The sequence below is a fragment of the Neptunicella marina genome (genome assembly GCF_014270035.1).
In the GTDB taxonomy this organism is placed as follows: domain Bacteria; phylum Pseudomonadota; class Gammaproteobacteria; order Enterobacterales; family Alteromonadaceae; genus Neptunicella; species Neptunicella marina.
The window spans coordinates 386,288-410,605 of record NZ_JACNEP010000002.1 but is presented as its reverse complement, the minus strand read 5'-3'; the positions used below and the strand labels follow the sequence as shown (position 1 = coordinate 410,605).

General features: G+C 44.4%; 21 protein-coding genes and 4 tRNA genes. 13 read left to right on the top strand and 12 right to left on the bottom strand.

Going from position 1 to position 24,318, the window contains the following annotated elements; genetic code table 11:
- Positions 1–42 precede the first annotated feature (42 nt).
- From H8B19_RS04255 to H8B19_RS04245, 3 genes are all read right to left on the bottom strand, one after another.
- On the bottom strand, positions 43–555 hold the full coding sequence (locus H8B19_RS04255; RefSeq protein ID WP_186505534.1) for a lipocalin family protein: 513 nt from the start codon (positions 553–555) through the stop codon (positions 43–45).
- 78 nt (positions 556–633) lie between these two features.
- A complete protein-coding gene (locus H8B19_RS04250; protein WP_186505533.1) occupies positions 634–1,017 on the bottom strand; it encodes a DUF4260 domain-containing protein in 384 nt (127 codons plus the stop codon).
- Between the two features lie 273 nt (positions 1,018–1,290).
- Entirely contained in the window at positions 1,291–1,839 is a 549-nt protein-coding gene (locus H8B19_RS04245) for a hypothetical protein (protein ID WP_186505532.1), read from the bottom strand.
- Between the two features lie 338 nt (positions 1,840–2,177).
- Between H8B19_RS04245 and H8B19_RS04240 the strand changes: the two genes are divergently transcribed.
- From H8B19_RS04240 to H8B19_RS04220, 5 genes are all read left to right on the top strand, one after another.
- On the top strand, positions 2,178–3,782 hold the full coding sequence (locus H8B19_RS04240) for an esterase-like activity of phytase family protein (protein ID WP_186505531.1): 1,605 nt from the start codon (positions 2,178–2,180) through the stop codon (positions 3,780–3,782).
- Positions 3,783–4,067: 285 nt separating this feature from the next.
- Positions 4,068–6,665: an alanine--tRNA ligase gene (gene alaS / locus H8B19_RS04235; RefSeq protein ID WP_186505530.1), complete on the top strand. Its 2,598-nt coding sequence runs from the start codon at positions 4,068–4,070 to the stop codon at positions 6,663–6,665.
- Positions 6,666–6,823: 158 nt separating this feature from the next.
- Positions 6,824–7,033 carry a carbon storage regulator CsrA gene (csrA, locus tag H8B19_RS04230; RefSeq protein ID WP_186505529.1) on the top strand — a complete coding sequence of 70 codons (210 nt, stop codon included), beginning with the start codon at positions 6,824–6,826 and terminating at the stop codon, positions 7,031–7,033.
- Between the two features lie 183 nt (positions 7,034–7,216).
- Positions 7,217–9,301, top strand: a complete 2,085-nt coding sequence (locus H8B19_RS04225; RefSeq protein ID WP_186505528.1) for a GAF domain-containing hybrid sensor histidine kinase/response regulator — start codon at positions 7,217–7,219, stop codon at positions 9,299–9,301.
- A 59-nt stretch (positions 9,302–9,360) separates the two neighbouring features.
- Positions 9,361–10,098, top strand: a complete 738-nt coding sequence (locus H8B19_RS04220; protein ID WP_186505527.1) for a substrate-binding periplasmic protein — start codon at positions 9,361–9,363, stop codon at positions 10,096–10,098.
- A 6-nt stretch (positions 10,099–10,104) separates the two neighbouring features.
- On the opposite strand, the gene H8B19_RS04215 is transcribed toward H8B19_RS04220, so the two are convergent.
- Positions 10,105–11,385 carry a DUF3422 family protein gene (locus tag H8B19_RS04215; RefSeq protein WP_186505526.1) on the bottom strand — a complete coding sequence of 427 codons (1,281 nt, stop codon included), beginning with the start codon at positions 11,383–11,385 and terminating at the stop codon, positions 10,105–10,107.
- A gap of 279 nt (positions 11,386–11,664) precedes the next feature.
- Between H8B19_RS04215 and H8B19_RS04210 the strand changes: the two genes are divergently transcribed.
- Both H8B19_RS04210 and H8B19_RS04205 read left to right on the top strand, forming a co-directional pair.
- A complete protein-coding gene (locus H8B19_RS04210) occupies positions 11,665–12,339 on the top strand; it encodes a nitroreductase family protein (RefSeq protein ID WP_186505525.1) in 675 nt (224 codons plus the stop codon).
- 27 nt (positions 12,340–12,366) lie between these two features.
- Positions 12,367–12,987, top strand: a complete 621-nt coding sequence (locus tag H8B19_RS04205; RefSeq protein ID WP_186505524.1) for an MliC family protein — start codon at positions 12,367–12,369, stop codon at positions 12,985–12,987.
- Between the two features lie 461 nt (positions 12,988–13,448).
- On the opposite strand, the gene H8B19_RS04200 is transcribed toward H8B19_RS04205, so the two are convergent.
- From H8B19_RS04200 to H8B19_RS04185, 4 genes are all read right to left on the bottom strand, one after another.
- Positions 13,449–13,525, bottom strand: a tRNA-Arg gene (locus tag H8B19_RS04200).
- A gap of 59 nt (positions 13,526–13,584) precedes the next feature.
- Positions 13,585–13,661, bottom strand: a tRNA-Arg gene (locus H8B19_RS04195).
- Positions 13,662–13,720: 59 nt separating this feature from the next.
- Positions 13,721–13,797 (bottom strand) — tRNA-Arg (locus H8B19_RS04190).
- Between the two features lie 7 nt (positions 13,798–13,804).
- Positions 13,805–13,894 (bottom strand) — tRNA-Ser (locus H8B19_RS04185).
- 266 nt (positions 13,895–14,160) lie between these two features.
- Here H8B19_RS04185 and H8B19_RS04180 point away from each other — a divergent pair.
- The 4 genes from H8B19_RS04180 to H8B19_RS04165 are packed head-to-tail and all read left to right on the top strand — an operon-like array spanning position 14,161 to position 17,805.
- The gene (locus H8B19_RS04180) at positions 14,161–14,643 is read left to right on the top strand and encodes an acyl-CoA thioesterase (protein WP_186505523.1); all 483 of its coding nucleotides are present in this window, start codon (positions 14,161–14,163) and stop codon (positions 14,641–14,643) included.
- Positions 14,640–14,891 carry an OadG family protein gene (locus H8B19_RS04175; RefSeq protein WP_186505522.1) on the top strand — a complete coding sequence of 84 codons (252 nt, stop codon included), beginning with the start codon at positions 14,640–14,642 and terminating at the stop codon, positions 14,889–14,891. Before H8B19_RS04180 ends, H8B19_RS04175 begins: the two co-directional genes overlap by 4 nt.
- Positions 14,884–16,671, top strand: a complete 1,788-nt coding sequence (oadA, locus tag H8B19_RS04170; protein WP_186505521.1) for a sodium-extruding oxaloacetate decarboxylase subunit alpha — start codon at positions 14,884–14,886, stop codon at positions 16,669–16,671. Before H8B19_RS04175 ends, oadA begins: the two co-directional genes overlap by 8 nt.
- Positions 16,672–16,674: 3 nt before the next feature.
- Positions 16,675–17,805, top strand: a complete 1,131-nt coding sequence (locus tag H8B19_RS04165; protein WP_186505520.1) for a sodium ion-translocating decarboxylase subunit beta — start codon at positions 16,675–16,677, stop codon at positions 17,803–17,805.
- 1 nt (position 17,806) lies between these two features.
- Here H8B19_RS04165 and H8B19_RS04160 read toward each other — a convergent pair whose 3' ends face one another.
- Positions 17,807–19,279, bottom strand: a complete 1,473-nt coding sequence (locus H8B19_RS04160) for a sensor domain-containing diguanylate cyclase (protein ID WP_186505519.1) — start codon at positions 19,277–19,279, stop codon at positions 17,807–17,809.
- A 437-nt stretch (positions 19,280–19,716) separates the two neighbouring features.
- Positions 19,717–20,517 carry an acyl-CoA thioesterase gene (locus tag H8B19_RS04155; RefSeq protein ID WP_186505518.1) on the bottom strand — a complete coding sequence of 267 codons (801 nt, stop codon included), beginning with the start codon at positions 20,515–20,517 and terminating at the stop codon, positions 19,717–19,719.
- Between the two features lie 154 nt (positions 20,518–20,671).
- Between H8B19_RS04155 and H8B19_RS04150 the strand changes: the two genes are divergently transcribed.
- Entirely contained in the window at positions 20,672–20,947 is a 276-nt protein-coding gene (locus H8B19_RS04150) for a hypothetical protein (protein WP_186505517.1), read from the top strand.
- Positions 20,944–21,285, top strand: coding sequence for a hypothetical protein (locus H8B19_RS04145; RefSeq protein ID WP_186505516.1), 342 nt, complete (start codon positions 20,944–20,946; stop codon positions 21,283–21,285). The genes H8B19_RS04150 and H8B19_RS04145 overlap by 4 nt, the downstream gene beginning before the upstream one ends.
- A gap of 12 nt (positions 21,286–21,297) precedes the next feature.
- On the opposite strand, the gene H8B19_RS04140 is transcribed toward H8B19_RS04145, so the two are convergent.
- Positions 21,298–21,735, bottom strand: a complete 438-nt coding sequence (locus tag H8B19_RS04140; protein ID WP_186505515.1) for a nuclear transport factor 2 family protein — start codon at positions 21,733–21,735, stop codon at positions 21,298–21,300.
- Complete coding sequence (locus H8B19_RS04135; protein ID WP_186505514.1) at positions 21,736–24,162, bottom strand: glycoside hydrolase family 3 N-terminal domain-containing protein; 2,427 nt, start codon at positions 24,160–24,162, stop codon at positions 21,736–21,738.
- Positions 24,163–24,318: the final 156 nt, after the last annotated feature.

The window sequence follows — 24,318 nt, the reverse complement described above, 5'->3', positions numbered from 1 at the left end:
AAAGCTATGGATGGCTTTAGTGTGATAGCTGAGAGCACAGCTCTAGTCCTGCTCCACATAAATTAAACGCTCAGTATCAAAGCCGCGTTCTTTTGCTTTTTGAACAAATAGATCGATAACGTCTTTTTTCACGGTAGGTGTGCGGGCTAAAAGCCAGAGGTAATCGGTGTTGGGGCCCGAAACAAACGCATATTGGTAGTTATCGTTCAGCGTAAAAACCACATAGGAACCGTAAAATGGCCCAAAAAAGGAGACTTTTAAGTAACCCTCTGAGGGACTGTTTACAAAATAGGCTTTACCTTCGGCTTGTTCCCATTGGTTTTCAGATGCTGAAAATCCTCTGTTTACTACCGATACGCCACCATCATCTTTCAGGGAATATTCCGCCGTGACCCGGCTCAAGCCCTCCTCAAAGGAATGATCCAGCCGGGCAATTTCGTACCATTTACCCATGTATTTTTGCACGTTGAAATCAGAGACAGGTTTAACGGACGCCGGCATGCCGAGGCAGCCACTGATAATCAAAGAGAGTGTGATTAATAGAAACTGTTTCATTGAAATTACCTAACATCTAATATTGAGCGCAGGAGTTTAACAAAGATTATCTTATATTAAGTGTCTCACCAGACTGGCTTATGTATCGCGCTTTTTCCCTGTCTGACCTAAGTGAGTAAACCCGAATCCGCGAGTGTATTTAAGGCCATAACCAAGCGCCCGGTCAAAACCTATATGCGCCACCCATATCAGACTAATTAAAAGCAGCACCTTGACTGAAAATATAAAACCGGCGGTGAGACATATGATGGCACCGATGTAACTATGCGCCATGTTATAGGCAATAGCGCCGGGATGGTTATTGACCAAATAACCGAGCATGGAAAGATCTGGTATAAAAAAGGCAATTAAAAAGGTTACCCAGCTGAAACCGGATATGTCATAAAAATAAATTGCGGCTAAAAAAGCAAACAAGCCTTCCGTTCTTAAAATCCAGTTTACGGGAGTGCCGACAACTTGCAAAACAACCTCCAATAAGACAAAACAAGTCAGGTGTTTCCGGGCGGAAAAGAAAATTTAGCTTTGTTTCTGCGCCAGAAAAACAGGGGACCATTACACTAATCCCCTAAGCGTTTTCAGCTGCCTAACTCTCAACGTTTACATTCTGAGTTAAGAGCGAATTTGACTGACATTAACATAGAAGCCAAACAGTAAAAGCATAAATAATTGCTTTAATAATCGACATTGTTTTGTGTGACACTACTACAAGATAGTTATTGTTGGTTAATTGCAAACTTAAAATCCACAGACCTTGAGTTTTTCTGCAAGTTCAATCGTTAAATGATCGCAACATCTGGGGCCTTTATTTGCAAGACAATATTGATAATAAGTTGTTCTTTCTTCATCTGGAATATTTGTTGTTGAACATGCTTGGTATTTGTTTTTTACAAATGGATTTACATCATTGCAGCATCTCTGATCTCTATAACCACTGCTAACGCATGTAAGATAATCGCTCTCGGATTGAGCATCAGTTATTGGATTAAAATAACAGCCTGCGACTTCTGATTGAGGCTTTTGCTTTCTATTAAAGTTGAATACATTTTCAGATTGTCCGGGGGCTAATTTATAGACTTTTGTTTCACTTCTTCTTTGGTTGTTATATGTCCAGCTATTTTTTACCGTAACATTTATCACCTTATGTTTGTGGGTGTTAGTTAGATAAAACCATGCATAATCATGATTCCCTTTTTCTTCGAACTTCAGAGGTTTCTCACAGTCTTCAGCATGTAACATTGTTGAGAAAAAGCCGGTCAAAATTAACACTAAACATCTAATAATCATTTTTAAATCCCTCTTTAAATGAATGTTTAGCCAGGAGGCGTTGAGTCTTAACAAAATTGATACTGCAAGGCTCAACTCACTCTGGTTTTGGACACAGTTAAATTTGTGCGCGAAGGTAATAGCAAATTGTATTCCAGCTGAATTAACGCTTTTAATTCAAATTGTTAGTATTTTTTGTTGTTTATCCAGAGTGAGGCTTGTAAAGAATGTCATCTAATACAATTGCATTAGCGGTTTCCCAGCACCGTTTTGTGGGACTGGTCATATATCCTTAACCAGTTTGTCATTTATCTGTTTTAGTTTGGTGGTTTTACTCAACATAAAACAAGGGAAGATAAATGAGATTTAAGACGCAAGGTTTAGCTATTGCATTGGTTGTCAGTTCGCTTTTAACCGGCTGTTCACTGGACGGTGATGATGGTAAGGATGGGGCTAATGGCAACAATGGTTCTAACGGTTCGAATGGATTAAATAGCTTAATTCGTCACCAATCACTGGCAACCGGTAGCACTGATTGTTTTTTTGGCGGCACTAAAATCGAATCAGGTCTGGATAGTGATGGCAACGGTACATTGGAGGACAGTGAAGTCACCGCAACCACGCTCGATTGTCACGCCAATACTGTCAGCACGTCTGGTTCAACGTTGCCCTATACGGTATTACGTGGTGATATTGATGATGGTGCTGAGCCCGGCCGTAAATTTGAAATTCGTAATGGTGGTTACGGTTCAGATATGGTGAAGCATCCAACTCATACAAATCAGTTTTACGCCTTAACGGATCGCGGACCTAATGCCAATTACACCGGTGATCAGGGTAAAGGCAAACTGTTTCCAACGCCCGATTACACGCCACGTATAGGTCTATTTGAGTTGCAAGCTAATGGCGACGTAAAGCAAATCAGGGAAATTTTACTTAAAGATACAAACGGTAATGCGATAAGTGGCTTGCCTAATTCCTCTGCGTTGGGCGGAACCGGTGAAACACCTTATGCCATTTTAGCCGATGGCAGTGTAGAAGTACTGCGTGAGGATATGAATGCGCCTTACGATGAAACCACTAATCCAATTAAACTGGATGATTTCGGTTTAGATGGAGAAGGGCTGGTTGCCTTATCTGATGGTACTTTCTGGGTCAGTGATGAATACGGCCCACACATAGTGCACTTTGATGCCGATGGCAAAGAAATTGGCCGTATCAATGCCTTTGCTAACGATACCCGTGATGTGTTCCATTTACCCGCGGAATTTGCCTATCGTCGTGCTAACCGTGGTATGGAAGGGTTAACGGTTACGCCCGATGAAAAAACACTGGTGGGTATTATGCAATCCACTATGTATTTGCCTGATAGTTCGGTTAAAAACCTTGATATCGTGCGGATTGTAACTGTTTCTCTGGAAGATGGTGCGGTGTCTCAGTATTTGTATAAGCAACAAAAACCACAGAATTCGCAATCGGGTATCGTCGCTTTAAGCGCGACGGAATTTGTATTAATTGAACGTGATGGTGCCTTTTTTGCGCAAAATCCTGACGCGATGAAACATTTGTATAAAATTGATATCAGCAACGCGACTGATTTAGAAACCTTTGCAGTAAGTGGTGACTGGCAACAGGATGCTCAGCTTGGTTTAACCAAAAACGGTCAGACACTGGAACAGCTGGTTTTAAATCAGGGTTGGGAAGGGTTAACCAACGCCGGTATTATGCCAGTTGAAAAGACCTTTGTGGCCGATTTAGTGGCAGAGGTGGCATACCCACATGACAAACTGGAAGGATTGTGGCTGATAAATGATCACACGATTGGTGTGTTAAACGACGATGATTTTGCTACCTGGTCAACCGGTGGTGTACTGGAGCAAAAGTATCTGGATGCCGGTCATTCCAAAGTTGATGCTAACACTTTGTATATTATTGACGGACTGGAATTAACACCAGAACAGTAAGTTGGTTGCGTAAATTCAAATATGCAGGCGGGATATTTCTGCCTGCATACCTTCCTCGCTTTAAATTTTTCATCTTGTCCCCATATCGTTAAACATTGTTGATTCAAATTTGCACAGTTTGACTGATGATTTAATAAGCTGCGTAAAAAATGTGTCATTTCCTACTGAAAACCAAGGGATTTGTCGCTGCGGCATCTGTAAAGGCCTGCGTAATCGTGATACATTCGCGAGCTAATTTTTTAATCATTTTGCGCACAACTTTGTGTCACTGAGCCAGGATTATTAATGTTTAAAACCACCGCTGAAATCAGAAATACCTTTCTGGATTATTTTGCCCAACATGGTCACCAAAAAGTCAGTAGCAGCTCGTTAGTGCCTGCCGATGATCCTACCTTGTTGTTTACCAACGCGGGTATGAACCAGTTTAAAGATGTTTTTCTGGGGGCGGACAAGCGCAGTTACTCACGTGCGGTGTCGTCTCAGCGTTGTGTGCGTGCCGGTGGTAAACATAATGATTTGGAAAACGTGGGTTATACCGCACGTCACCATACCTTTTTTGAGATGTTAGGTAACTTCAGTTTTGGTGATTATTTCAAACTGGATGCGATTAAGTTTTCCTGGGAATTTTTAACCGAACATCTTGGTTTACCCAAGGAAAAGCTGTTGGTTACCGTGTATTCAGAAGATGACGAAGCGTTTGATATCTGGGCCAAAGAAATTGGTGTGCCACAGGAAAAAATTATCCGGATCAGCACCTCGGACAACTTCTGGTCAATGGGTGATACTGGTCCTTGCGGCCCTTGTTCTGAAATTTTCTATGATCACGGCGAACATATTTGGGGTGGTCCTCCCGGCTCACCAGAAGAAGACGGTGATCGTTTTATCGAAATCTGGAACCTGGTATTTATGCAATTTAACCGTCAGGCCGACGGTACCATGGATCCTTTACCTAAGCCTTCAATCGACACTGGCATGGGGCTTGAGCGTATTTCGGCTATTTTGCAAAACGTGCACAGCAACTACGAAATCGATATTTTTCAAAACCTGATTAAAGACGCCGCTGAGATTGTTGGCAGCAACGATTTAACAGATAAATCGTTGCGGGTTATTGCCGACCATATCCGTTCCTGTGGCTTCCTGATTTGTGATGGTGTGATGCCATCTAACGAAGGGCGCGGTTATGTGTTGCGCCGTATTATTCGTCGTGCCGTGCGCCATGGTTACAAGCTGGGCGCTAAAGATATTTTCTTTTATCGCTTATATAACTCGCTAATTGAGCAAATGGGCGATGCTTATCCGGAATTAAAACAACTGCAAACCACAGTTGAAAAAGTATTACGTATCGAGGAAGAGCAGTTCTCGCGCACGCTAGAGCGCGGTATGCAATTGCTTAACGATGCGATTGAGCAACTGGATGGCGATACCATTGCTGGCGAAACCGTATTTAAACTGTACGATACTTATGGTTTCCCTGCTGATTTAACTAACGACATCGCGCGTGAAAAAGAGCTGAAAATTGATGAAGCAGGCTTTGAAGCGGCGATGCAACAGCAGCGTCAGCGTGCACAACAAGCCAGTAACTTTGGTGCCGATTATAATGAAATGCTGAAATCCGATCAGCAATCGGAATTTACCGGTTATGACAATGAACAGGGTCAGGCCAACGTGCTTGAACTGTTCGTGGAAGGGCAATCTGTACAGGCGATTTCAGCCGGACAGGAAGGCATAGTTGTTTTGGATAACACACCTTTCTATGCTGAATCAGGCGGTCAGGTAGGCGATTCGGGTACCTTAAAAACAGCCGCGGGTTTGTTTACTGTTAAAGATACCGTCAAGTTGGGTAAAGCGATTGCACATAAAGGTCAGGCCGGTGCTGAGATTAAGGTCGGTGATAGTGTTGAAGCTACCATCAGCGCTAACCGTCGTCAGGCAATTAAACTTAACCACAGTGCCACTCACCTGTTACATGCTGCGCTTAAACAAATTTTAGGCGATCATGTGAATCAGAAAGGTTCTTTGGTAGAAGCTGAGCGTTTACGTTTCGACTTCTCGCACTTTGAAGCTATCAACAAAGTTCAGTTGCAACAGATTGAGAATATGGTGAACGAGCAAATTCGCCAAAACCATTCTTTGACCACTCAGCTGATGGAACTGGAAGCCGCTAAAGCGTCTGGTGCTCAGGCATTGTTCGGTGAAAAATACGATGATGAAGTGCGCGTAGTAACCATGGGCAACTTCTCTGTGGAACTGTGCGGTGGTACGCATGTCAAACGTACTGGTGATATTGGTTTGTTCCGTATTACTTCTGAAGGCGGAATTGCTGCTGGTGTGCGTCGCATTGAAGCGGTTACCGGTGAAGCGGCACTGCACTATTCGCAGCAGCAGACTCAGCAAATTGGCGAGTTGGCATCCATGGTTAAATCGGATACCAGTCATGTTGCTGAACGTATTCAGCAAGTGCTTGAGCAAAGCAAATCGCTGGAAAAAGAATTAGCGCAGCTGAAGCAAAAAATGGCCAGTCAGGCCGGTGCCGATATGCTGTCACAGGCAGTTGAAATTAACGGTGTTAAAGTACTGGCTGCTGTTTTGGAAGGTGTTGAAGCCAAGTCATTACGTGATATGTGTGACAGCCTGAAAGGAAAAATGGGTAGCGGCGTTCTAATGTTAGGTCTGGCAAATGGTGACAAAGTGAATTTGATTGCCGGTGTCACCAAAGATTTAACCAGCAAGGTAAAAGCGGGTGAGTTAGTTAACTTTGTTGCGCAGCAGGTTGGTGGTAAAGGTGGTGGTCGTCCTGATATGGCTCAGGCTGGCGGCACCCAACCACAGAATTTAAAAGCGGCAATAGAGTCTGTCGCGGGCTGGTTAGAAAACCAGCTATAATAGAATTTTGGGATTTAGGGATAACATCCTGATTATCGGCTAGTTTTTGAAGTGACACAAAAACGTAACCGTCGGTAGTATTATTTGGGGAATACCTGAATATAAGCTACGTTTAGAAAGGGATTGATTACTGGAATAAACGGAACAGGAGCAATAGAATGCTAATTTTGACCCGTCGTGTAGGTGAAACTTTAATGGTAGGTGACGATGTGACCGTCACTGTATTGGGCGTAAAAGGAAATCAGGTTCGAATTGGTGTGAATGCGCCTAAGGAAGTGTCTGTGCATCGTGAAGAAATTTACATGCGAATACAGGCTGAAAAGAACACCAAGTCCGCTGCACACGATCAGCAGTTGGACGAAGAGTAACATCTCAAATTAAGGCTGGTTATCCAGCCTTTTTTTACATTTTAAATCTCCCTTCAAATTTCCACCAAAGTAATTAAATTGCTGTTTTCGATGTGAAAATCTTTCAGCAGCCGCTATCCTGAAATAACCTTTTAGAGAAACTTGAGGAAACAGGTTGTTATCCTCGCCCAAGGAATCGATAAGATGCAGCCCAGTGAAGAAAGTCGCATCATTGATACGCTGAGATCACTTCATCACATTACTGCTGATAGTGGGTTATCCGTCGCAGAAAAAATAAAACGTATACTTGTACTTGGGACTAACACATTCTCACTTCCTCTGGCGTTGATTAGTCACGTCGTTGAGCAAAGATATATCGTGAGCTTCGTACATTGTGCGAATAACGAAATTTCACCCGGTGACGAGTTTGAACTAGGTATTACTTATTGTATTCATACGTTAAATGCCGAAGGACCTCTGGCCTTTTCACATGTGGCTGAAAGTGAAATCAGCTCACATCCTTGTTATCACACCTTTGGATTAGAGAGCTATATCGGCATTCCGCTTGAAGTTGATGGTCAACGGTATGGCACGCTTAATTTTTCCGGTTCTGAACCCCGCCCGCAAGATTTTACCGAACACGATCTCGAACTGATTCGATTATTTGCGCAATGGATTGGCAACGAACTGACCCGTAAAGTGAAAGATGAACGTTTTGCCCGTCAGCAAACTATGTTGGAGTCGATGAGTCAGCAGGCGCGAATTGGCGCCTGGGAACTCGATCTGGTCGAGAAAAAGTTGCTGTGGTCTTCCATGACCAAAACGATTCATGAGGTTAGTGATGACTACGAACCACAACTTGATACTGCTGTTGAATTTTATGAAGAAGGATACAGTCGCGACCGAATTCGCTTTTTGGTCGAGCAAGCGATGACCTGTGGCGACGACTGGAATGAAGAGCTTAAAATTGTTACCGCAAAAGGGAATGAATTATGGGTTGCTGCGCGCGGCAGTGCGGTATTTGAAAACGGGCACTGTATCCGGCTTGAAGGGTCATTTCAGGATGTAGACGAAAGAGTTAAAAACCGCATGGCATTGATTAATGCCAAAGAGGCAGCGGAGGCCGCAGCTAAAACCAAGAGTGAGTTTCTGGCCAATATGAGCCATGAAATCCGTACGCCAATGAATGGCATTATAGGAATGTTGCAATGGCTTAAGCGCACCCCGCTCGATCAAAATCAGCAGAAAAACCTCAGTGTGGCCTACGATAGTGCAGAGTCCTTACTGAGTTTACTTAATGATATTCTCGATTTTTCAAAAGTAGAATCCGGCAAGCTGGAGCTGGAAAGTGTTAATTTTAATTTGGGTAGTTTATTTGAGCAGTTTATTGCCATTATGCAGCCCGCTTTTGAGGATAAGGGCATAGTATTGTTTGCCAATTACAGTCAGCTAAATGATGTGAGAGTCAAAGGCGATCCGGTCAGAGTCCGCCAGATTTTGCACAATTTGGTCGGTAACGCACTTAAATTTACTCATGAGGGGAGTGTGACTGTTGACGCCAGCATTAAACCGAAAAATGACGGACTGGTTTTGTATTGTTCTGTGTCCGATACAGGCATCGGTATTAACGCCGACACTATGTCACAGTTATTTAATCCTTTTACACAGGCTGATAGCAGTACAACACGTAACTTTGGTGGTACAGGGTTAGGGTTATCCATCGTTAAGCAGTTGTGTTTGTTAATGCAGGGTGATGCAGAGGTATGCAGTGAGCCTCAACTGCGAGGTAGTTGCTTTAGTTTCCACGTCTGCTTACAACAAGGTGATGTACTAAGTAGCGATGAATCTCCGTTGGCGCTACTGGAGAAGGGTGAACCGGAACAACATGGTAACGTATTAAACAAACAGGCTTGTTCGGTTCTGGTGGTAGAAGATAATCAGATTAACCAGATCGTCATTATTGAACTGCTCGAGCAGTTACACATTCAGGCTAAGATTTGTGAAAACGGGCAACAGGCACTGGACACATTAACGCGTTTTCCATCTGCGTTTGATTTGGTGCTAATGGATTGTCAAATGCCTGTGCTGGATGGTTATCAGACTACCATGGCACTTCGTCGCGGAGACGCAGGTCGTGATTGCGCGACTATTCCGGTAATTGCCCTCACAGCGAATGCGATGGATGGAGACAAGGACAAATGTTTTGCGGCTGGAATGGATGATTACATCAGTAAACCGATAGACATTAATCGATTGGAGTCTGTCATCCGCCGAAACTTAAAGGCGTGATTTTCACTAAAATAATCAGTATGCTGAATTCATTATAACTGTATTAAGGTTGTTGTAGCATGAACTGGTGGCGTTGTTTGCTATTGTTTTTGTGCTGTTGTAGCGCGAGTTTATCAGCCCAAACCGTCAGGTTTGTTGGCACCCAGTTCCCCTATATCCTTGAAAAAAATCCAACCGGCAGATTAAGCGGTGTTGCTATAGATGTCATAGAGCAGGTCATGCAAGGTCGCAAATTCAAGATTGACATTATGCCCTGGAAACATGCGCAAATGGAGGTTGAACAAGGACAGGCAGATGTATTAATTGGTCCTTATAAAACGGTTCAGCGTCAGCAGTTATGGAATTATTCCAGGCTTCCCTTCTATCGTGATCACATGATGTTTTATACCTTTCGCGATAGTTTAATTGAATGGCATGGCGATCTTGAAGAACTGCAACATTATTGGCTGGGTGTGCCTATGGGGTGGTCGGCAGGCAATAAATTTGATTTTAAACGCTCGATGATGCGTATTTATGATATACCCAAAGTAATAAATGGTATGGAAATGCTGAGCTTAAAACGTCTGGATTTGGTGATTGCAAATCAGCGTGAAGCACACAGGATGTTGCAGCAACAGGGTTTACAGTCAGAAATAGTTGAACTTAAGCCCGCTCTGGACGAAACCCAGGGATATTTTGGTTTTAGCAAACAAACTGACACCGAGGAACTAAAAGCACTGTTTGATCGCAAAATGTCTGAGATGCAGGGGCGTGGTGATCTGGTGCGCTTTAATCAGCTTCAGGGATTGAATTTTTAAGCTGGATTAATCGCTATTTTGTTTATGTAACCGGCGGTTTAACCAGCTAATTGAAATAATCACCACTAAAATAACCACAGGATAACTAATGCTTTCCACCAGTTTTACTGGTAACAAAGGCAACCAGTGTTTGATTGTTGCAATCATTTTTTCTGCCAGTTGTAATGCATAGTAGCTAATCGCGACTATGGAAAACCCCTCTACGGTTTGTTGCATTTTAAGTTGTAATTTAACCCGCTTTTCCATCGAAGACAGCAATTTCTGATTTTGTCGTTCAAGCTTGAGACTAATACGGGTTCGCAGTAATTCCGTAGCTCTTCCCAAACGGTTACTAAGTGCAGTCTGGCGTTGCACAACCGATTCACAGGTGCGACAGGCGGGTGTCAGACGTCGTTCAGTATATTCCTTTAATGACATCATACCCGGAATTCCACTTTCATTGAGGTTACGCAATCGATCCAGCGTGAGTTGGTAATAAGCCGCAGTGGCATGTAAACGAGCACTGTTTTGTGCGATTAGATGTTCTGTATGTGCGGCGGTCTGGCTGATATCTGCCAGTAAGTTCTCGTCATTATGTTCGTCATCTTCCAGTTGCAGGGTAATGTCCGATAACTGTTTTTCCAGCGTTGATAATTTGTTTAATGCCACTTGCGCCATAGGCCAGCCCAGTAATGAGAGCTTACGGTAATTACCCAAATCGAGTAATTGTTGAACCAGTCTGCCCAAACTGGCCGGAGGCAAACCATTATCGATAATCAACATACGACCAGCGCCTTCCGCGTGTTTTTGGAAGTCTGTCCATACCTGAGCCTGCTGATTCCATATCAAACTGCTTACACAGTTATCCGGATTGAACAGCTGACTAATGTGTTTGTCGTTTAATTTTCCCGGTGGTAGTACGTTAATCTGAACAATCCGCAGAATGTTACCTGGAAGCTGATTTAACCAGTCACGCGATGGCAGAAAATCCAGCGGGTCGTCAAAGATGTTGTTACTCAATCCGGGTTGGACAAAGATGAAAGACGAGTATTCACTGTGTTTTTCCCAACGTAACTGACCTCCAAATAATGGTAGATTTATATCGTTATCGGTTTCATCCAGTCTGCTGCCTTGCTGATGAGATAACGCTCGCATTATCCGGCGCTCTTTGGGAGAGTTGATGCTGTCAAATGTCAGCATAAACTGACACACCCGGCATGGTGCTTTCAGGGCCGGAAACAAGCGTTGTTGCAGTTCCTTATCCAGTGCATCACGCAACGGATGTTGCTTTAAAGTTAATCCACTCATGGCTGCCACCTGCTATATCGCTAATGTGGTGTTGATGAACTGCTGCAGGAGCTATGCCATTCAGTGGTGAGCTAATGTTCACATATTAACTTTTTGATTTTATTTCTTTTTATTTGTGTCGCCGGGTTACGGGTTGGCAGTAACTCCTGGCGTTATTGCACACTTATGAAACCCGAAGGCAGTTAGATGATTTGTTGTGGTGCAGAGGGGGTTGCATGGCAATTGTTATTCACCGCAATTCTGATAGGGTAAGGTCACATTTGGTTAACAGGAGCCGTTATGTCGCAGGAACAATTACCGCTAAGTGATTTTATTGAATATCCCCCTGAAGAGATGTTGTTGCGCGCCTCACAAAATTTACAGCAGTTAAAGCGTCGGCATACTATTCGTCACTTTAGTGATAAAGACGTGTCCCGCGAGATTATCGAGCAATGTATTTTGGCAGCGGGCGCCGCGCCCAGTGGTGCCAATCATCAACCCTGGCATTTTTGCGCAATTCACAGTGATGAGATTAAACATCAGGTACGTCAGCAGGCTGAAGCGCATGAACAGCGATTTTATGCCGGTAGTGCCGGAGATGAATGGCTTGATGCCTTAAAACCACTTGGCACTGATGCTAATAAGGCTTATCTGGATGTTGCCCCCTGGTTAATCGCCGTTTTTAGTCAAAAGCGTGGTGGGATTGCACCTGAAGACGATAAAACTAATTACTACGTGCATGAATCTGTGGGCATAGCATGTGGCTTTTTATTACAGGCTTTGCATCATAGTGGTCTGGCTACACTCACACATACGCCCAAACCGATGAGTTTTTTAACCGATATATGCCAGCGTAACCGGGATACCGAACGCCCTTATATGTTGATTGTAACCGGATATCCTGCGGATGATGCGACTGTGCCCATCCATGCATTACAAAAGAAATCGTTACAGCAAATTGCCAGTTTTTTATAATACTATTTTTAATGTTAAGGAATTTTCATGGGTATTCGTGTTGTGTGTAAATCACTCTTTTTATCCTTAGTGGTAGTAAGTTGTTTTAGCCTGTCTATGCAGCCACAAAAAGCATGGGCTCAGAGTGATACTAGTTGCCAGATTGATAATAAATCCCTTAACGACCTGGTTTGTAATGATCCGGTATTGAATGCTTTGCATTTGAATTTAAATCAACATTTATTGCAGGTTAAAAAACGTGTTTCCGGGCAAATGGAACAGTTATTGATGCAGGATCAGGAGGGCTGGCAACAAGCCAGAGAGGCATGTCTGGAAGGCGATGAGCCAGCTAAATGCTTAAATGATGTTTATTTAATCCGTGATGCTGAATTACAGGTACGTTTTGGTTTAATCACACCATCTAAGGTTGTGAATTACAGTTGTGATCAGCAAAAACAATTACCATTGCAGGCGAGGTATTTTGAAACTGAGCCAGGTCTTATGATGGCCACCTTCTTACATACTAATGTATTAATGTTCCGCGAACCTACCGCCAGTGGTGTATTTTACAAAAGCCAGGAAGCGGAGTTTAAAGAACATCAGGGACAAATTAGTTTTAAATGGATGGGTGTTGAACAACCGCTTGCTTGTGTGGTTGTAGGGGCTTAATTCTGTTTTAGATTGGAAGTGTGGAAGGATTGTGTCGCACTTCCAGTGCTCCGCCCTTTGGCGCGGCCTGTGGCTGTCCTAAAACATTCCCGATGTTTTTAAATTGTAATAGTCTGAAACCCAGATTTAATTTTCGAAAATATCAGTTGAGCTAAGAATTAAAGGTAGTGTGAAAGGATTACGTCGCACTTCCTGTGCTCCGCCCTGCGGGCCAGCTGACGCTGTTCAAAATCGTTCCCGACGATTTTTGTCGAACCTGGGGAGGTTCTCACCCCATTCCACGCTAGCCATAAATTTCGGAAGGATTGCTCCGGGCTTCCTGCCCTTCGCCCTTCGGGCCAGCCTGCGGCTGTCCTAAAACATTCCCGATGTTTTAGTCGAACCTCCTTCGTCGGTTCTTATCCGCACACCAGAAACTAAAAAGCCCCGATGTTTCTATCGGGGCTTTTTAGTTTTAAATATGGCGCGTGTGGAAGGATTCGAACCTCCGACCGCCTGGTTCGTAGCCAGGTACTCTATCCAGCTGAGCTACACACGCGAAGTGGTGTATCACCATAACTATAGCGTTAAACAACAAATATAGTTAAGTCTCAAAAATGGCGCGTGTGGAAGGATTCGAACCTCCGACCGCCTGGTTCGTAGCCAGGTACTCTATCCAGCTGAGCTACACACGCGAAGTGGTGTATCACCATAACTATAGCGTTAAACAACAAATATAGTTAAGTCTCAAAAATGGCGCGTGTGGAAGGATTCGAACCTCCGACCGCCTGGTTCGTAGCCAGGTACTCTATCCAGCTGAGCTACACACGCGTCGTAATGGCGGAGAGAGAGGGATTCGAACCCTCGATAGGGATTAACCTATACGCCCTTAGCAGGGGCGCGCCTTCAGCCACTCGGCCATCTCTCCGTTTTGAGCTGCCGCAGTTTAATGATTCGGTCATTAAAGTCAAACCTTTTTTAGCGCTTTTGGCGCGTCTGCCGTCTATTTGACCAAAAGGTCGAATTTCCGAACAAATCGATTTGTTTATCACCACATAAATTGCGATTGCTGGCGCATTTTAATCTGCTCTATATCGATGATCAACCATGATTACGCTTGTTTAATTTTTGACTGACGGTAAGGTGTTAATATTTAATCAATCAGTGACTTAGATAAGAACAACAGGATAAAACATGAGTGGTACACAACGAGAAACCCGCTTTCAGTTTTTAGCTGAACCCACGGACGTCAATTTTGGTGGGAAAGTTCACGGTGGGGCTGTGATGAAATGGATGGATCAAATTGGTTATGCCTGCGCAGCCCAATGGAGTGGTTATTATTGTGTCACTGTATCAGTGGGCGGAATTCGGTTCTTTCGTCCAATTTTAGTTGGGCAGATGGTGATTTTAACTGCCAAAGTGGTTCATACAGGACGCAGTAGTATCAACATTCTGGTGACCGTAACCTCAGGAGACCCAAAGTTAAATAAACAAGTGGATACCTGTCGTTGCATTATGACCTTTGTTGCGCAGGATGCGTCGGGTTATCCGGTGGAAGTTCCTGGCTGGCAACCGGTCACGGAAGCCGATAAAAAGCTTGAAGCTTACGCTATTCACGCTAAAAACTTCGCTCATCAGCTGGACGAGGAATACTTAAATATTGAGGAAAAGCAATGAATGCAGCGATAGGCGACATGCTGCGGGAAGCTGCATTGTTGATGGTGGTTGGTATGGGAGTGGTATTTTTATTTTTAGTGTTATTAATTGCCGTTATGCAAATTAATGCACGCCTTTTTGCACCCTCGATACAAAACACACAGCACGCGGCAATGCCTGCAATCAATTCAGGCGTAAATGATGAAAAATTAGTGGCGGTCATTAGTGCCGCAGTCCACCAATATCGTAAGGATATTTCGAATGACTAATCCCTTGAAAATTACTGAGCTGGTGCTGCGTGATGCACATCAGTCGTTACTGGCAACCCGCATGCGTCTGGATGATATGCTGCCCATTGCCTCAGAGCTGGATAAGGTCGGTTATTGGTCGGTAGAAAGTTGGGGTGGTGCAACGTTTGATGCCTGCATTCGTTATTTGGGGGAAGATCCCTGGCAGCGAATTCGCGAACTTAAAAAAGCCATGCCAAATACCAAACAGCAAATGTTGTTGCGTGGACAAAATTTACTCGGCTATCGCCACTATGCTGATGACGTGGTCAGTAAATTTGTTGAGCGGGCGCATGCCAGTGGTGTGGATGTATTTCGTATTTTTGATGCGATGAATGATGTGCGTAACTTACAAACTGCGATTAAAACAACTATCGAAGTTGGTGCCCATGCACAAGGCACACTTTCCTATACAGTGAGCCCTGTGCATTCATTGTCTTTGTGGCTGGATATGGCAAAAAGACTGGAGGATATGGGGGTGCACTCTATCTGCATTAAGGATATGGCGGGGTTGCTGAAACCTTATGACTGCGCGGAACTGGTTAGTGGATTAAAACAAACTGTCAGCGTTCCCATTGCGATGCAATGTCATGCCACAACAGGTTTGAGTACCGCAACCTATCAGAAGGCAATTGATGCCGGTATTGATATGCTTGATAGCGCGATTTCTCCGATGAGTATGACTTATGGTCACAGTGCGACTGAAACGCTGGTGGCTATGGTTGAAGAAACTGAACGGGATAGTGGGATCTCGCAAACTGCACTGGAACCGATCGCCAGCTACTTTCGCGAAGTGCGTAAGAAATACGCACGTTTTGAAGGTAGTTTAAAAGGGGTTGATGCGCGTATTTTGGTGGCACAGGTGCCAGGTGGCATGTTGACTAATATGGAAAGTCAGTTAAAAGAACAAGGCGCTGAAGACCGTTTTGACGAAGTGCTGCAGGAAATTCCCAGAGTGCGCGAAGATTTAGGGTTTATTCCTCTGGTCACTCCAACGTCGCAAATCGTTGGTACTCAGGCAGTGTTAAATGTACTAACTAATGAACGTTATAAATCCATCACCAAAGAAACCGCAGGCGTATTAAAAGGTGAATATGGTACAACTGCGGCCCCGGTTAATACTGAATTACAGCAACGTGTGTTGGATGGAGCCGCGCCTGTAACATGTCGCCCCGCTGATTTAATTGAGGACGAATTAGCAAATCTGACAGCAGAGCTGGCGGTCAAAGCGAAAGAGCATTCATTTTCGCTGGCAGAAAACCAGATTGACGATGTACTGACTTATGCTCTGTTTCCACAAGTTGGTTTAAAGTTTCTGCAAAATCGTGGTAACCCCGATGCGTTTGAAAAACTGGAGACTGACGCCTCGGCTACAAATTCGGTTGTTCCAGTCGTAACTCAGGCTCAGCTTAATGAACCGGCTAATTATGTGGTTAGCGTAGACGGTAAACAATATCAGGTTCAGGTGAGTGCAGGCGGTGACATCACGAATATTCAGACTAATGAAGGTGCCAGGAGTCAGCCATCACCTCTTGTAGCCAATGGAAATGTACAGCCTTTAAATGCGCCTCTATCGGGCAATGTTGTGGCGATTCTGGTTAAACCCGGTGAGCAAATTGAGGCAGGACAGGTGGTGCTTAAACTGGAAGCCATGAAGATGGAAACCGAAATTCGCGCCACCCATGGCGGGAGTGTTAGCGAAGTGTTGGTGTCTGAAGGTGCGTCAGTGCAGAACGGACAGCCTTTGCTGATGGTGAGCTAAAACATGGAGAAGTTAACCATTTTATGGCAGTCCACTGCGCTGGCTAATTTTCAGTTGGGGCAGTTAGTGATGATGGGCCTGGGATTGTTGTTACTTTATCTGGCGATTGTAAGGCAGTTTGAGCCGTTGTTATTGTTACCAATAGGTTTTGGTGCGATTCTGACTAACATACCACTGGCTGGCTTCAGTGACGCCGGAGGTATGCTGCATTATATTTATATGGTGGGCATTGATACCGGTGTCTTCCCATTGCTGATTTTTATGGGGGTAGGTGCCTTAACTGATTTTGGGGCCTTGATTGCCAATCCTAAAATGTTGTTACTGGGAGCCGCCGCGCAATTTGGTATTTTCGCCACCTTGCTTGGTGCTATTGCATTAAATATGGTGCCGGGACTGGAATATGACCTTAAACAAGCTTCCGCCATCGCCATTATTGGTGGCGCCGATGGTCCTACTGCAATTTTTCTGGCATCTAAGCTGGCACCCGATCTGTTGGGGGCTATCGCTGTAGCGGCCTATTCCTACATGGCACTGGTGCCTATTATTCAGCCACCCATAATGAAAGCCCTGACCACAGAAAAAGAGCGTCAGATCGAAATGGCACAGCTAAGGGAAGTTTCCTCTAAGGAGAAAATTCTGTTCCCTTTGTTGGTGTTAATCCTGACCATTTTTTTCCTGCCCACCGCGACACCATTGGTTGGCATGTTTTGTCTCGGAAATTTAATGCGTGAATCCGGTGTTGTGGAGCGTTTAAGCAAAACTGCACAGAACGAGCTAATCAATATCGTGACCATTTTTTTGGGTCTTGCTGTTGGCTCCAAGATGTCTGCGGATAAGTTTTTAAAAGCAGAAACATTAGGTATTTTAGTATTAGGTGCAGTGGCCTTTGCTATTGGAACAGCTGCCGGTGTATTGATGGCGAAATTGATGAGCCGCTTAAGTGGTGGGAAAATTAATCCGCTAATTGGTGCGGCGGGCGTTTCGGCAGTGCCCATGGCCGCGCGGGTGGTAAATAAGGTTGGACTGGAATCAAATCCGCACAACTTTTTACTGATGCATGCTATGGGACCCAATGTTGCAGGTGTTTTAGGCTCTGCTGTTGCCGCCGGGGTGTTGTTAGCACTGGTGGGGTAATCTAGTCGCTGCTATTAATACAGTTTCTTCCAGCCTGTTTAGCTAAATAAAGTGCTTTATCTGCTCTCTCAAACAGGCTGTCGAAGCTTTCTTTGGTATCCATTTGTGCTAAACCAACACTGATGGTTAGTCTGCACGGGAAAGTTAACGCCAGATTAGCTGCTTGCTGCATAATACGAGTACCAATCTGTCGTGCAATTTTTTGGTCAGTGTTGGGAAGTATTACAATAAATTCGTCACCGCCATATCGTCCAAGTGTATCCGAGGGGCGCAGCGATTTTTGCGCGGCAACGCATAATTCTTTTAGTGCAGTGTCACCTGCTCTATGACCAAATTTGTCGTTAATTTCTTTAAAATGATCAACATCGAAGACTAACATGCTAAGAGGTGAGTTATCCCACTGACTGCGTTGTAACTCGAGTTTTCCGCGTTTGATAATATGTTCACGACTGGCGACCTGGGTGAGCGAGTCTGTTGCCAGTCGAAGCCGCAACATATCGTTATCCAGCGCCATAACCGGCGTGGCAATCGCAAATAATGCGCAGGCTGCAATAACATTAATGGCATACTGATACACCAGACCAAATTCAATTAACCCCAACACATGCACCAGTGACACAATCAATAAGCTGCCAATGCCTAAGCTGAAGAAACTGGCGCGAGCGGGTTCAGTACAGGCAATCCACATTTGCGGGATGACTAAAAAGAAGATGGCAAATGTGCTATTGAGTGAATGGTTGTACCAGCTAAGTAGCATTGTCAGCACTATAAGTAAGCAGCTTAAAAGTAGCTTGTATTTGTATGATGCTGAGGGTTCGTAGCTATATTCGTTTTCAATGTCGGCCAGCTTAATTTTTACTTTGGGGTAAATTTTTGCCAGCGCCATAACAAATAATGGTGCGAGTATAATTACACCTGCCATATCGCCAATCCAAAACGGCACCCAGGTATCCTGTAATGCCCCTGAAGGCATCATGCCTCCTTCAATAAGTGCCAATATAACGGTGAATGTTGCAACGAGGGATGATGCGCCAGCTACCAGTAAAAAACCGACAATAAAATGCGGAAGTGACAGTGGGTTATGTTGTGTTAACCAGCGAAAAAAGCGACTACCAGCAAAGTAGGGAATAATATGGGCTACACCAAAATAGAGTCCACCAACGATCTGCTCTGAATAGGTTAAGTTGAGGTCATAGTTGGTATTGGTCCAGAGAGTGGCGATGACTGCTGCAACCATAATAATAGGGATTGCACGCCACCCCTTAATTAGAAAAATAGCAAAGGTTAAGCCCGCTGGAGGAAACCAGATGCTGGCGTGTTCTGTATATTCCACCAGCCCACTTAGATACCAAACTGCGACCCAGCTGATGAGCAGAAACAAATAACGCGCTGAAGTGTGCTGCTGCAAAAAAGCAATAGCGACCTGCGCGGGGGTACGGCGTTTTGATATCATAGCTGAACTGGCATCTAACATGGCAACCCCTTTAATACCGGAGGTTCACATGTGTGAATGCAATTTAGTAGTTTTACGTTGGTGCGTAACACGTTGACTGCATACCTTTTGGTCACGTCCGTTTTATTTAATTGTGTTGATTTCCTTGCAACACGTTTATTACTTTAAATGGATTAATGCGTTATCCAAAGCAAAATCGAGTAAAAAAATGCAATCGCAGATGAAAAAACAAGAATGTAGATATAGCCCTTTTTACCCTGCTCGAAACTGTAGTTATTTTGCTTTAAATACAAAAACCAGATTAAACACAAAAATGTAGGGATTAAAAACAAAAATTTTATCACCATTTACTCCGTGCTGGCTGATTTTTCATTTATTACTGTTGGCTTAATTTACTTGTTTTATACGCAAAATTCGACTGATTTTGTTATTTGCGCTTAATCCAAAGTGAACCAAACTTACACATCAAAAATACCCACCAACTGGCGACTTACCGCAATCAACTCTCCTTGCGAGTCCCATAAGTTAGCTTCGGTATGTGCATAACCTGAAGCAGCCTGCCTTGTTTCAGCTTGGTAGGCAATCCAATCTGTAGGGGCGATTGGACGATGTGGATGAATAAATTCTAAGTTCCAGCTCATGGTACTGGCGGGCGCTGGCCAGCGTAACATTTGCAGAGGCGCTGGAGGCCAGGCATCAGCTAAGGCAATTAAATGCGTGTCTGTTATTTTTTCGGGAGCTTGTTTAAAGCGCATCCAGCCATGCATATGCGAGATTGCACTTCCGGTAAAGGGAATTCCACCTTCATGAATGGATAAATCAATATGACGTAAAAACTTAGGGGTCACCCTAGGTATTTGTGGAATAAATTTAGGTTTTTTGGGGATTGGCATCTGATGACGTGTATTATTTTGCACTGCGACTTTTGACTCGCGTTGCCCTGCAAACACGGCGATAGCAACGACTGATACACGGCCGTTTTGCATTGCCCGTGCTTCAATTTGTGATGCATTTTTACCTTGCCTGAGCATGTCGGATGTAATCACAAATTCTTCGTCCGCATTAAGCGGGCCGACAAAGTTAACGCTTAACGAACGAAGCTCACGATCGTCGCTGAGCTGGTGTTTCATGGACTGAAATAACAGTGCAGCGCTTAGACCACCAAATACCGTTCGACCTTGTGCCCAGTTTGATGGCACGGTGAGTTTGTATTCGGCCTGAGGCAGAGAAAAGTGGGCGAGAAGTTCATCAATATGCATAACAAGACTAAGGCTTTAAACAGAAAATCCCAGACTACCTCGTTAACTGGTCGGATGTCTAGTCAGGAATTACCTTGATGACATTTTATTGGCCTGTAATTTGCTGTAATAACTTCAATCTTATACTGATTGACTGACATCATCTGGAGAAACCATGAGCATCTCAGTTGCAGGTTCTTACAACGTATTTCAGCACTACACAGAGAATAAAGCGCAACGGCAATCAACCTCCGTTGACGGTCTGAATTCTGGCAAAAGTCTGCCAAATGACGATACGGTCAGTTTATCTGCCCGTGCACAGGGAAACGCTCAAACAACTCCTGATGGTATGCCAATGATGCAGTTTAATTATTTTGGTGGGCCGCCAACTATGGTCGCGCCGCAGGGAGCGGGGGCGGTTGAAGAATATGCCTACCGACGCATGGCATGAGTGTGGACACTTATTCAGTACCTCATCGTTTTGCCGATACCGGTGCTCCGCTGGATTTTGAAACCTGGTTACAACGGGAAAAAGAGATCGATAAGGTAGTAGAGCAGCGCGTTGATATTTTTAATCAATCCAAAGCGGCAGGTTTATCAGATGATGAAATACTCGACAAACTTAAGCAGTTTGATGCTACTTTGCCAGAAGATATGACTAAGACTCTGGGTGAACCTTATGGTAAGGATTATAAGGTTGAATATGATATTTCACCGCAATATCTTGCGGCAAATTTAGCCCAAAGTCGTGAACAGGCATTTAAAGCCATGGCTCAGTCTTATTTATGATTATTGTATAACTTAATCACATTCAAATGCGGGGAAATACCAAACAGATTTGATTTTGTTGTCTTTTAGCTCGTAGGTGGCAGCACTACATTGAGGTTTGCTATACAGATTTTTTAACGAACGAGATTTTTCCATGGTGGTAACAAACTCACCTTCACCATAAACAGATAAAAGTGTGGAGCGTGATGCGATGCCGTTGAAGTAAGTTTGCATGGCTTCCTTTAACTGATTTTTACCTGTGGTCTCAGTCGAAACCCAACGCCCGCCTACGCTGTACCAGTGAATATCGTCTACCACCAGATTAAGCATGGCATCCACATCCTGACGATTAAATGCAGCAACAAACGCCAGTACTACACCTTCTGAATCGGTATTACGTGCCATCGCAGGCGCGCTGGACAATAATATTAATAAGGTGAGTAGTACATGGCGCAGTCGCGATTTAATCAATTACAATGTCTCAATAGTTACCGGAGTTAAAAAGGCTTTGTGCTGTTCTACATTGGTTGTCTCGCCTGTTATGGTAAAATCACCTTCCAGACGGATGTCATCCGATGCGCTGCCCAGCATAACCGAGATTTTACCCGGCTCAACAACCCAGTTCATATTGACATCATAGAATGCCAGCAGGTTAACAGGCAACTTAAAATGCAAACGTTTTGCTTCGCCCGTTTTTAAGCTAACTCGCTGAAATCCTTTTAGTTCCTGTACAGGGCGTGTGGCACTTGCCACCGGATCATTGATATATAACTGCACCACTTCATCACCGTCACGAGCGGATGTATTACTAATCGTCATCGCAATATCAACCATACCGTTGGCTTTAGCATTTGATTTGTCGATAGTTAAATCAGTGTACTTGAACGTGCTGTAACTCAAACCATGCCCAAAGGCGTAAAGCGGGCTGATATCGTCAAACAGGTAACCACGTTTGGCTGAGGGTTTATGGTTGTAAAATACCGGTATATGACCTGCACTGCGTGGAAAGGTGAGTGGCAGTTTTCCACCTGGGTTGGCATCGCCGAATATAACATTGGCCACTGCACTGCCGGTTTCCTGCCCTAAATACCAGGCTTCGATAATCGCTGGTGCATCTTCTGCCAGTTTACCTAAGGCCAGTGGGCGGCCATTGGTCAGTACCACCGCAACGGGTTTGCCGGTGGCAAGTATGGCTTCGGCTAATGCCACCTGATTACCCACCAGTTCAATGTGCGCACGATCACCCATATGGTTATCATCCCACGCTTCACGGGATAAACCCTCGTTTTCACCCAGTACCAGAACCACGGCATCTGATTTATTGGCTAAGGCCACTGCTTCTGCCATTAATTTTTTATCATCTTTGCCATCGGCTAACTGAATATCATCATAAACCCAGCGACGTTCAGAGAAAGTTTGCGCTTTTTGTTGTTCGTCACTTATTTCCGGGCCATCGGCAATAAGGCGTGTACCTCTGGCAAAACTGACTTGTGCTTTACCTGCCAGTTTTTGTTTAAGCCCATCGAGAATTGTCACTGTTTGACGAGGGATATTGCTGTACCCACCAAGCAAGGTTTCATCAGCATGGGGGCCTATCACCGCTAACCGTTTAATTTTACTGGCATCAAAAGGCAGGGTATTGCTATTTTTTAATAACACCATGGATTGTTCGGCAACCTGACGGGCAAATTCACGATGTGATTGCTGGCCGACAGCCGCATCGGCTTTAGCGACATCCACAAACGGATTTTCAAACAAGCCCAGTAAAAACTTCTGACGTAAAATACGTTTTACCGAACGGTCAATCAGGGCTTCATCTAAGTGGCCAGATTTAACCATGTCCGCCAACGTCAGGTAGGCATCCTGATTCGGCATTTCCACATCAACACCAGCATCGAGTGCGGCTTTGGCTGCATGCGCTAAATCTTCATACAGGTGATGACGCGTATTCAGTTCCGTAATGGCGTAATAGTCGCTTACCACTGTGCCATCAAAATGCCATTCGTTACGTAAAATCTGGTCAAGCAATGGCTTGTTGACATGGGATGGGATGCCATCAATTTCATTGTATGACGCCATAATACTGCTGACGTGCGATATTTTTACCGCTGCTTCAAATGGGGTTAAGAATACTTCATGCAGTTCACGCTCACCAATGCGTGCTGGTGCGATATTAACGCCCGCAGTGGGTTGTCCATGGCCGGTTAAATGTTTGAGGGTGGCGATAACTTTATCTGCTGCAAATGGCGCATCTGTCTCGCGTTCACCCTGAAAACCTTCCACTGCTGCAACACCCATCGCAGTGATGAGGTACGGATCTTCACCCATGGTTTCTTCAATGCGTCCCCAGCGTGCATCACGTGCCACATCCAAAATGGGGGTAAGCGCCTGATGCGCACCAATCGCGCGAATTTCCTCGGCGGCAATGCTGTATATCTGTTTTAAGTTTTGTGGTTGCCAGCTACTGGCAAGCGCAATAGCTTGTGGAAAGCTGGTTGCACGTTTAGCGGCAAATCCATGTAGTGCTTCTTCGTGCATTATCGCGGGAATACCTAACCGGGTATTGTCTTGTAGCCAGTGCTGAGCTGCATTGGTAAATTCGGCTGCCTGAACCGGCGTTTTAAATTCACTGGGACGGGCAATCTGACCAATGCCTTGCGATAAATATTTTTGCGCGATGTTGGGTTGGAAAACCATTTGTTGGTTTTCCATTTCACGTCTTTCTTTCCATACCGTTTGCAGCTGCGCGACCTTTTCTTCCAGTGTCATGCGTTTAAGTAAATCATCAACGCGTTTTTCAACCGGTTGTTTAACATCTTTATAAATGGCAGTGCTGGCAGCAGCGCTCATTGATAAGGCTAATGTGCTGCAGAGCAGGGGCAGGTAATGTGGTTTCATCCGTTCACCTTTTTAGTTATTGAGCGTTTTAAACTGGCGAAATCCTAGTGCCCAACTTGATTGTATGGCAATTGTATAATCAAATGTTGCAATTATGTTATTACGCAAAATATAAAAAGGCCGCAATCAGTGCGGCCTTTGTTATAAATCTTATAT

Excerpts from the sequence above, each read along its gene's own strand:
- H8B19_RS04255 (WP_186505534.1), bottom strand. The coding sequence starts at position 555 with ATGAAACAGTTTCTATTAATCACACTCTCTTTGATTATCAGTGGCTGC.
- H8B19_RS04245 (WP_186505532.1), bottom strand. The coding sequence starts at position 1,839 with ATGATTATTAGATGTTTAGTGTTAATTTTGACCGGCTTTTTCTCAACA.
- H8B19_RS04240 (WP_186505531.1), top strand. The coding sequence starts at position 2,178 with ATGAGATTTAAGACGCAAGGTTTAGCTATTGCATTGGTTGTCAGTTCG.
- alaS (WP_186505530.1), top strand. The coding sequence starts at position 4,068 with ATGTTTAAAACCACCGCTGAAATCAGAAATACCTTTCTGGATTATTTT.
- csrA (WP_186505529.1), top strand. The coding sequence starts at position 6,824 with ATGCTAATTTTGACCCGTCGTGTAGGTGAAACTTTAATGGTAGGTGAC.
- H8B19_RS04225 (WP_186505528.1), top strand. The coding sequence starts at position 7,217 with ATGCAGCCCAGTGAAGAAAGTCGCATCATTGATACGCTGAGATCACTT.
- H8B19_RS04220 (WP_186505527.1), top strand. The coding sequence starts at position 9,361 with ATGAACTGGTGGCGTTGTTTGCTATTGTTTTTGTGCTGTTGTAGCGCG.
- H8B19_RS04215 (WP_186505526.1), bottom strand. The coding sequence starts at position 11,385 with ATGAGTGGATTAACTTTAAAGCAACATCCGTTGCGTGATGCACTGGAT.
- H8B19_RS04210 (WP_186505525.1), top strand. The coding sequence starts at position 11,665 with ATGTCGCAGGAACAATTACCGCTAAGTGATTTTATTGAATATCCCCCT.
- H8B19_RS04205 (WP_186505524.1), top strand. The coding sequence starts at position 12,367 with ATGGGTATTCGTGTTGTGTGTAAATCACTCTTTTTATCCTTAGTGGTA.
- H8B19_RS04180 (WP_186505523.1), top strand. The coding sequence starts at position 14,161 with ATGAGTGGTACACAACGAGAAACCCGCTTTCAGTTTTTAGCTGAACCC.
- H8B19_RS04175 (WP_186505522.1), top strand. The coding sequence starts at position 14,640 with ATGAATGCAGCGATAGGCGACATGCTGCGGGAAGCTGCATTGTTGATG.
- oadA (WP_186505521.1), top strand. The coding sequence starts at position 14,884 with ATGACTAATCCCTTGAAAATTACTGAGCTGGTGCTGCGTGATGCACAT.
- H8B19_RS04165 (WP_186505520.1), top strand. The coding sequence starts at position 16,675 with ATGGAGAAGTTAACCATTTTATGGCAGTCCACTGCGCTGGCTAATTTT.
- H8B19_RS04160 (WP_186505519.1), bottom strand. The coding sequence starts at position 19,279 with ATGTTAGATGCCAGTTCAGCTATGATATCAAAACGCCGTACCCCCGCG.
- H8B19_RS04155 (WP_186505518.1), bottom strand. The coding sequence starts at position 20,517 with ATGCATATTGATGAACTTCTCGCCCACTTTTCTCTGCCTCAGGCCGAA.
- H8B19_RS04150 (WP_186505517.1), top strand. The coding sequence starts at position 20,672 with ATGAGCATCTCAGTTGCAGGTTCTTACAACGTATTTCAGCACTACACA.
- H8B19_RS04145 (WP_186505516.1), top strand. The coding sequence starts at position 20,944 with ATGAGTGTGGACACTTATTCAGTACCTCATCGTTTTGCCGATACCGGT.
- H8B19_RS04135 (WP_186505514.1), bottom strand. The coding sequence starts at position 24,162 with ATGAAACCACATTACCTGCCCCTGCTCTGCAGCACATTAGCCTTATCA.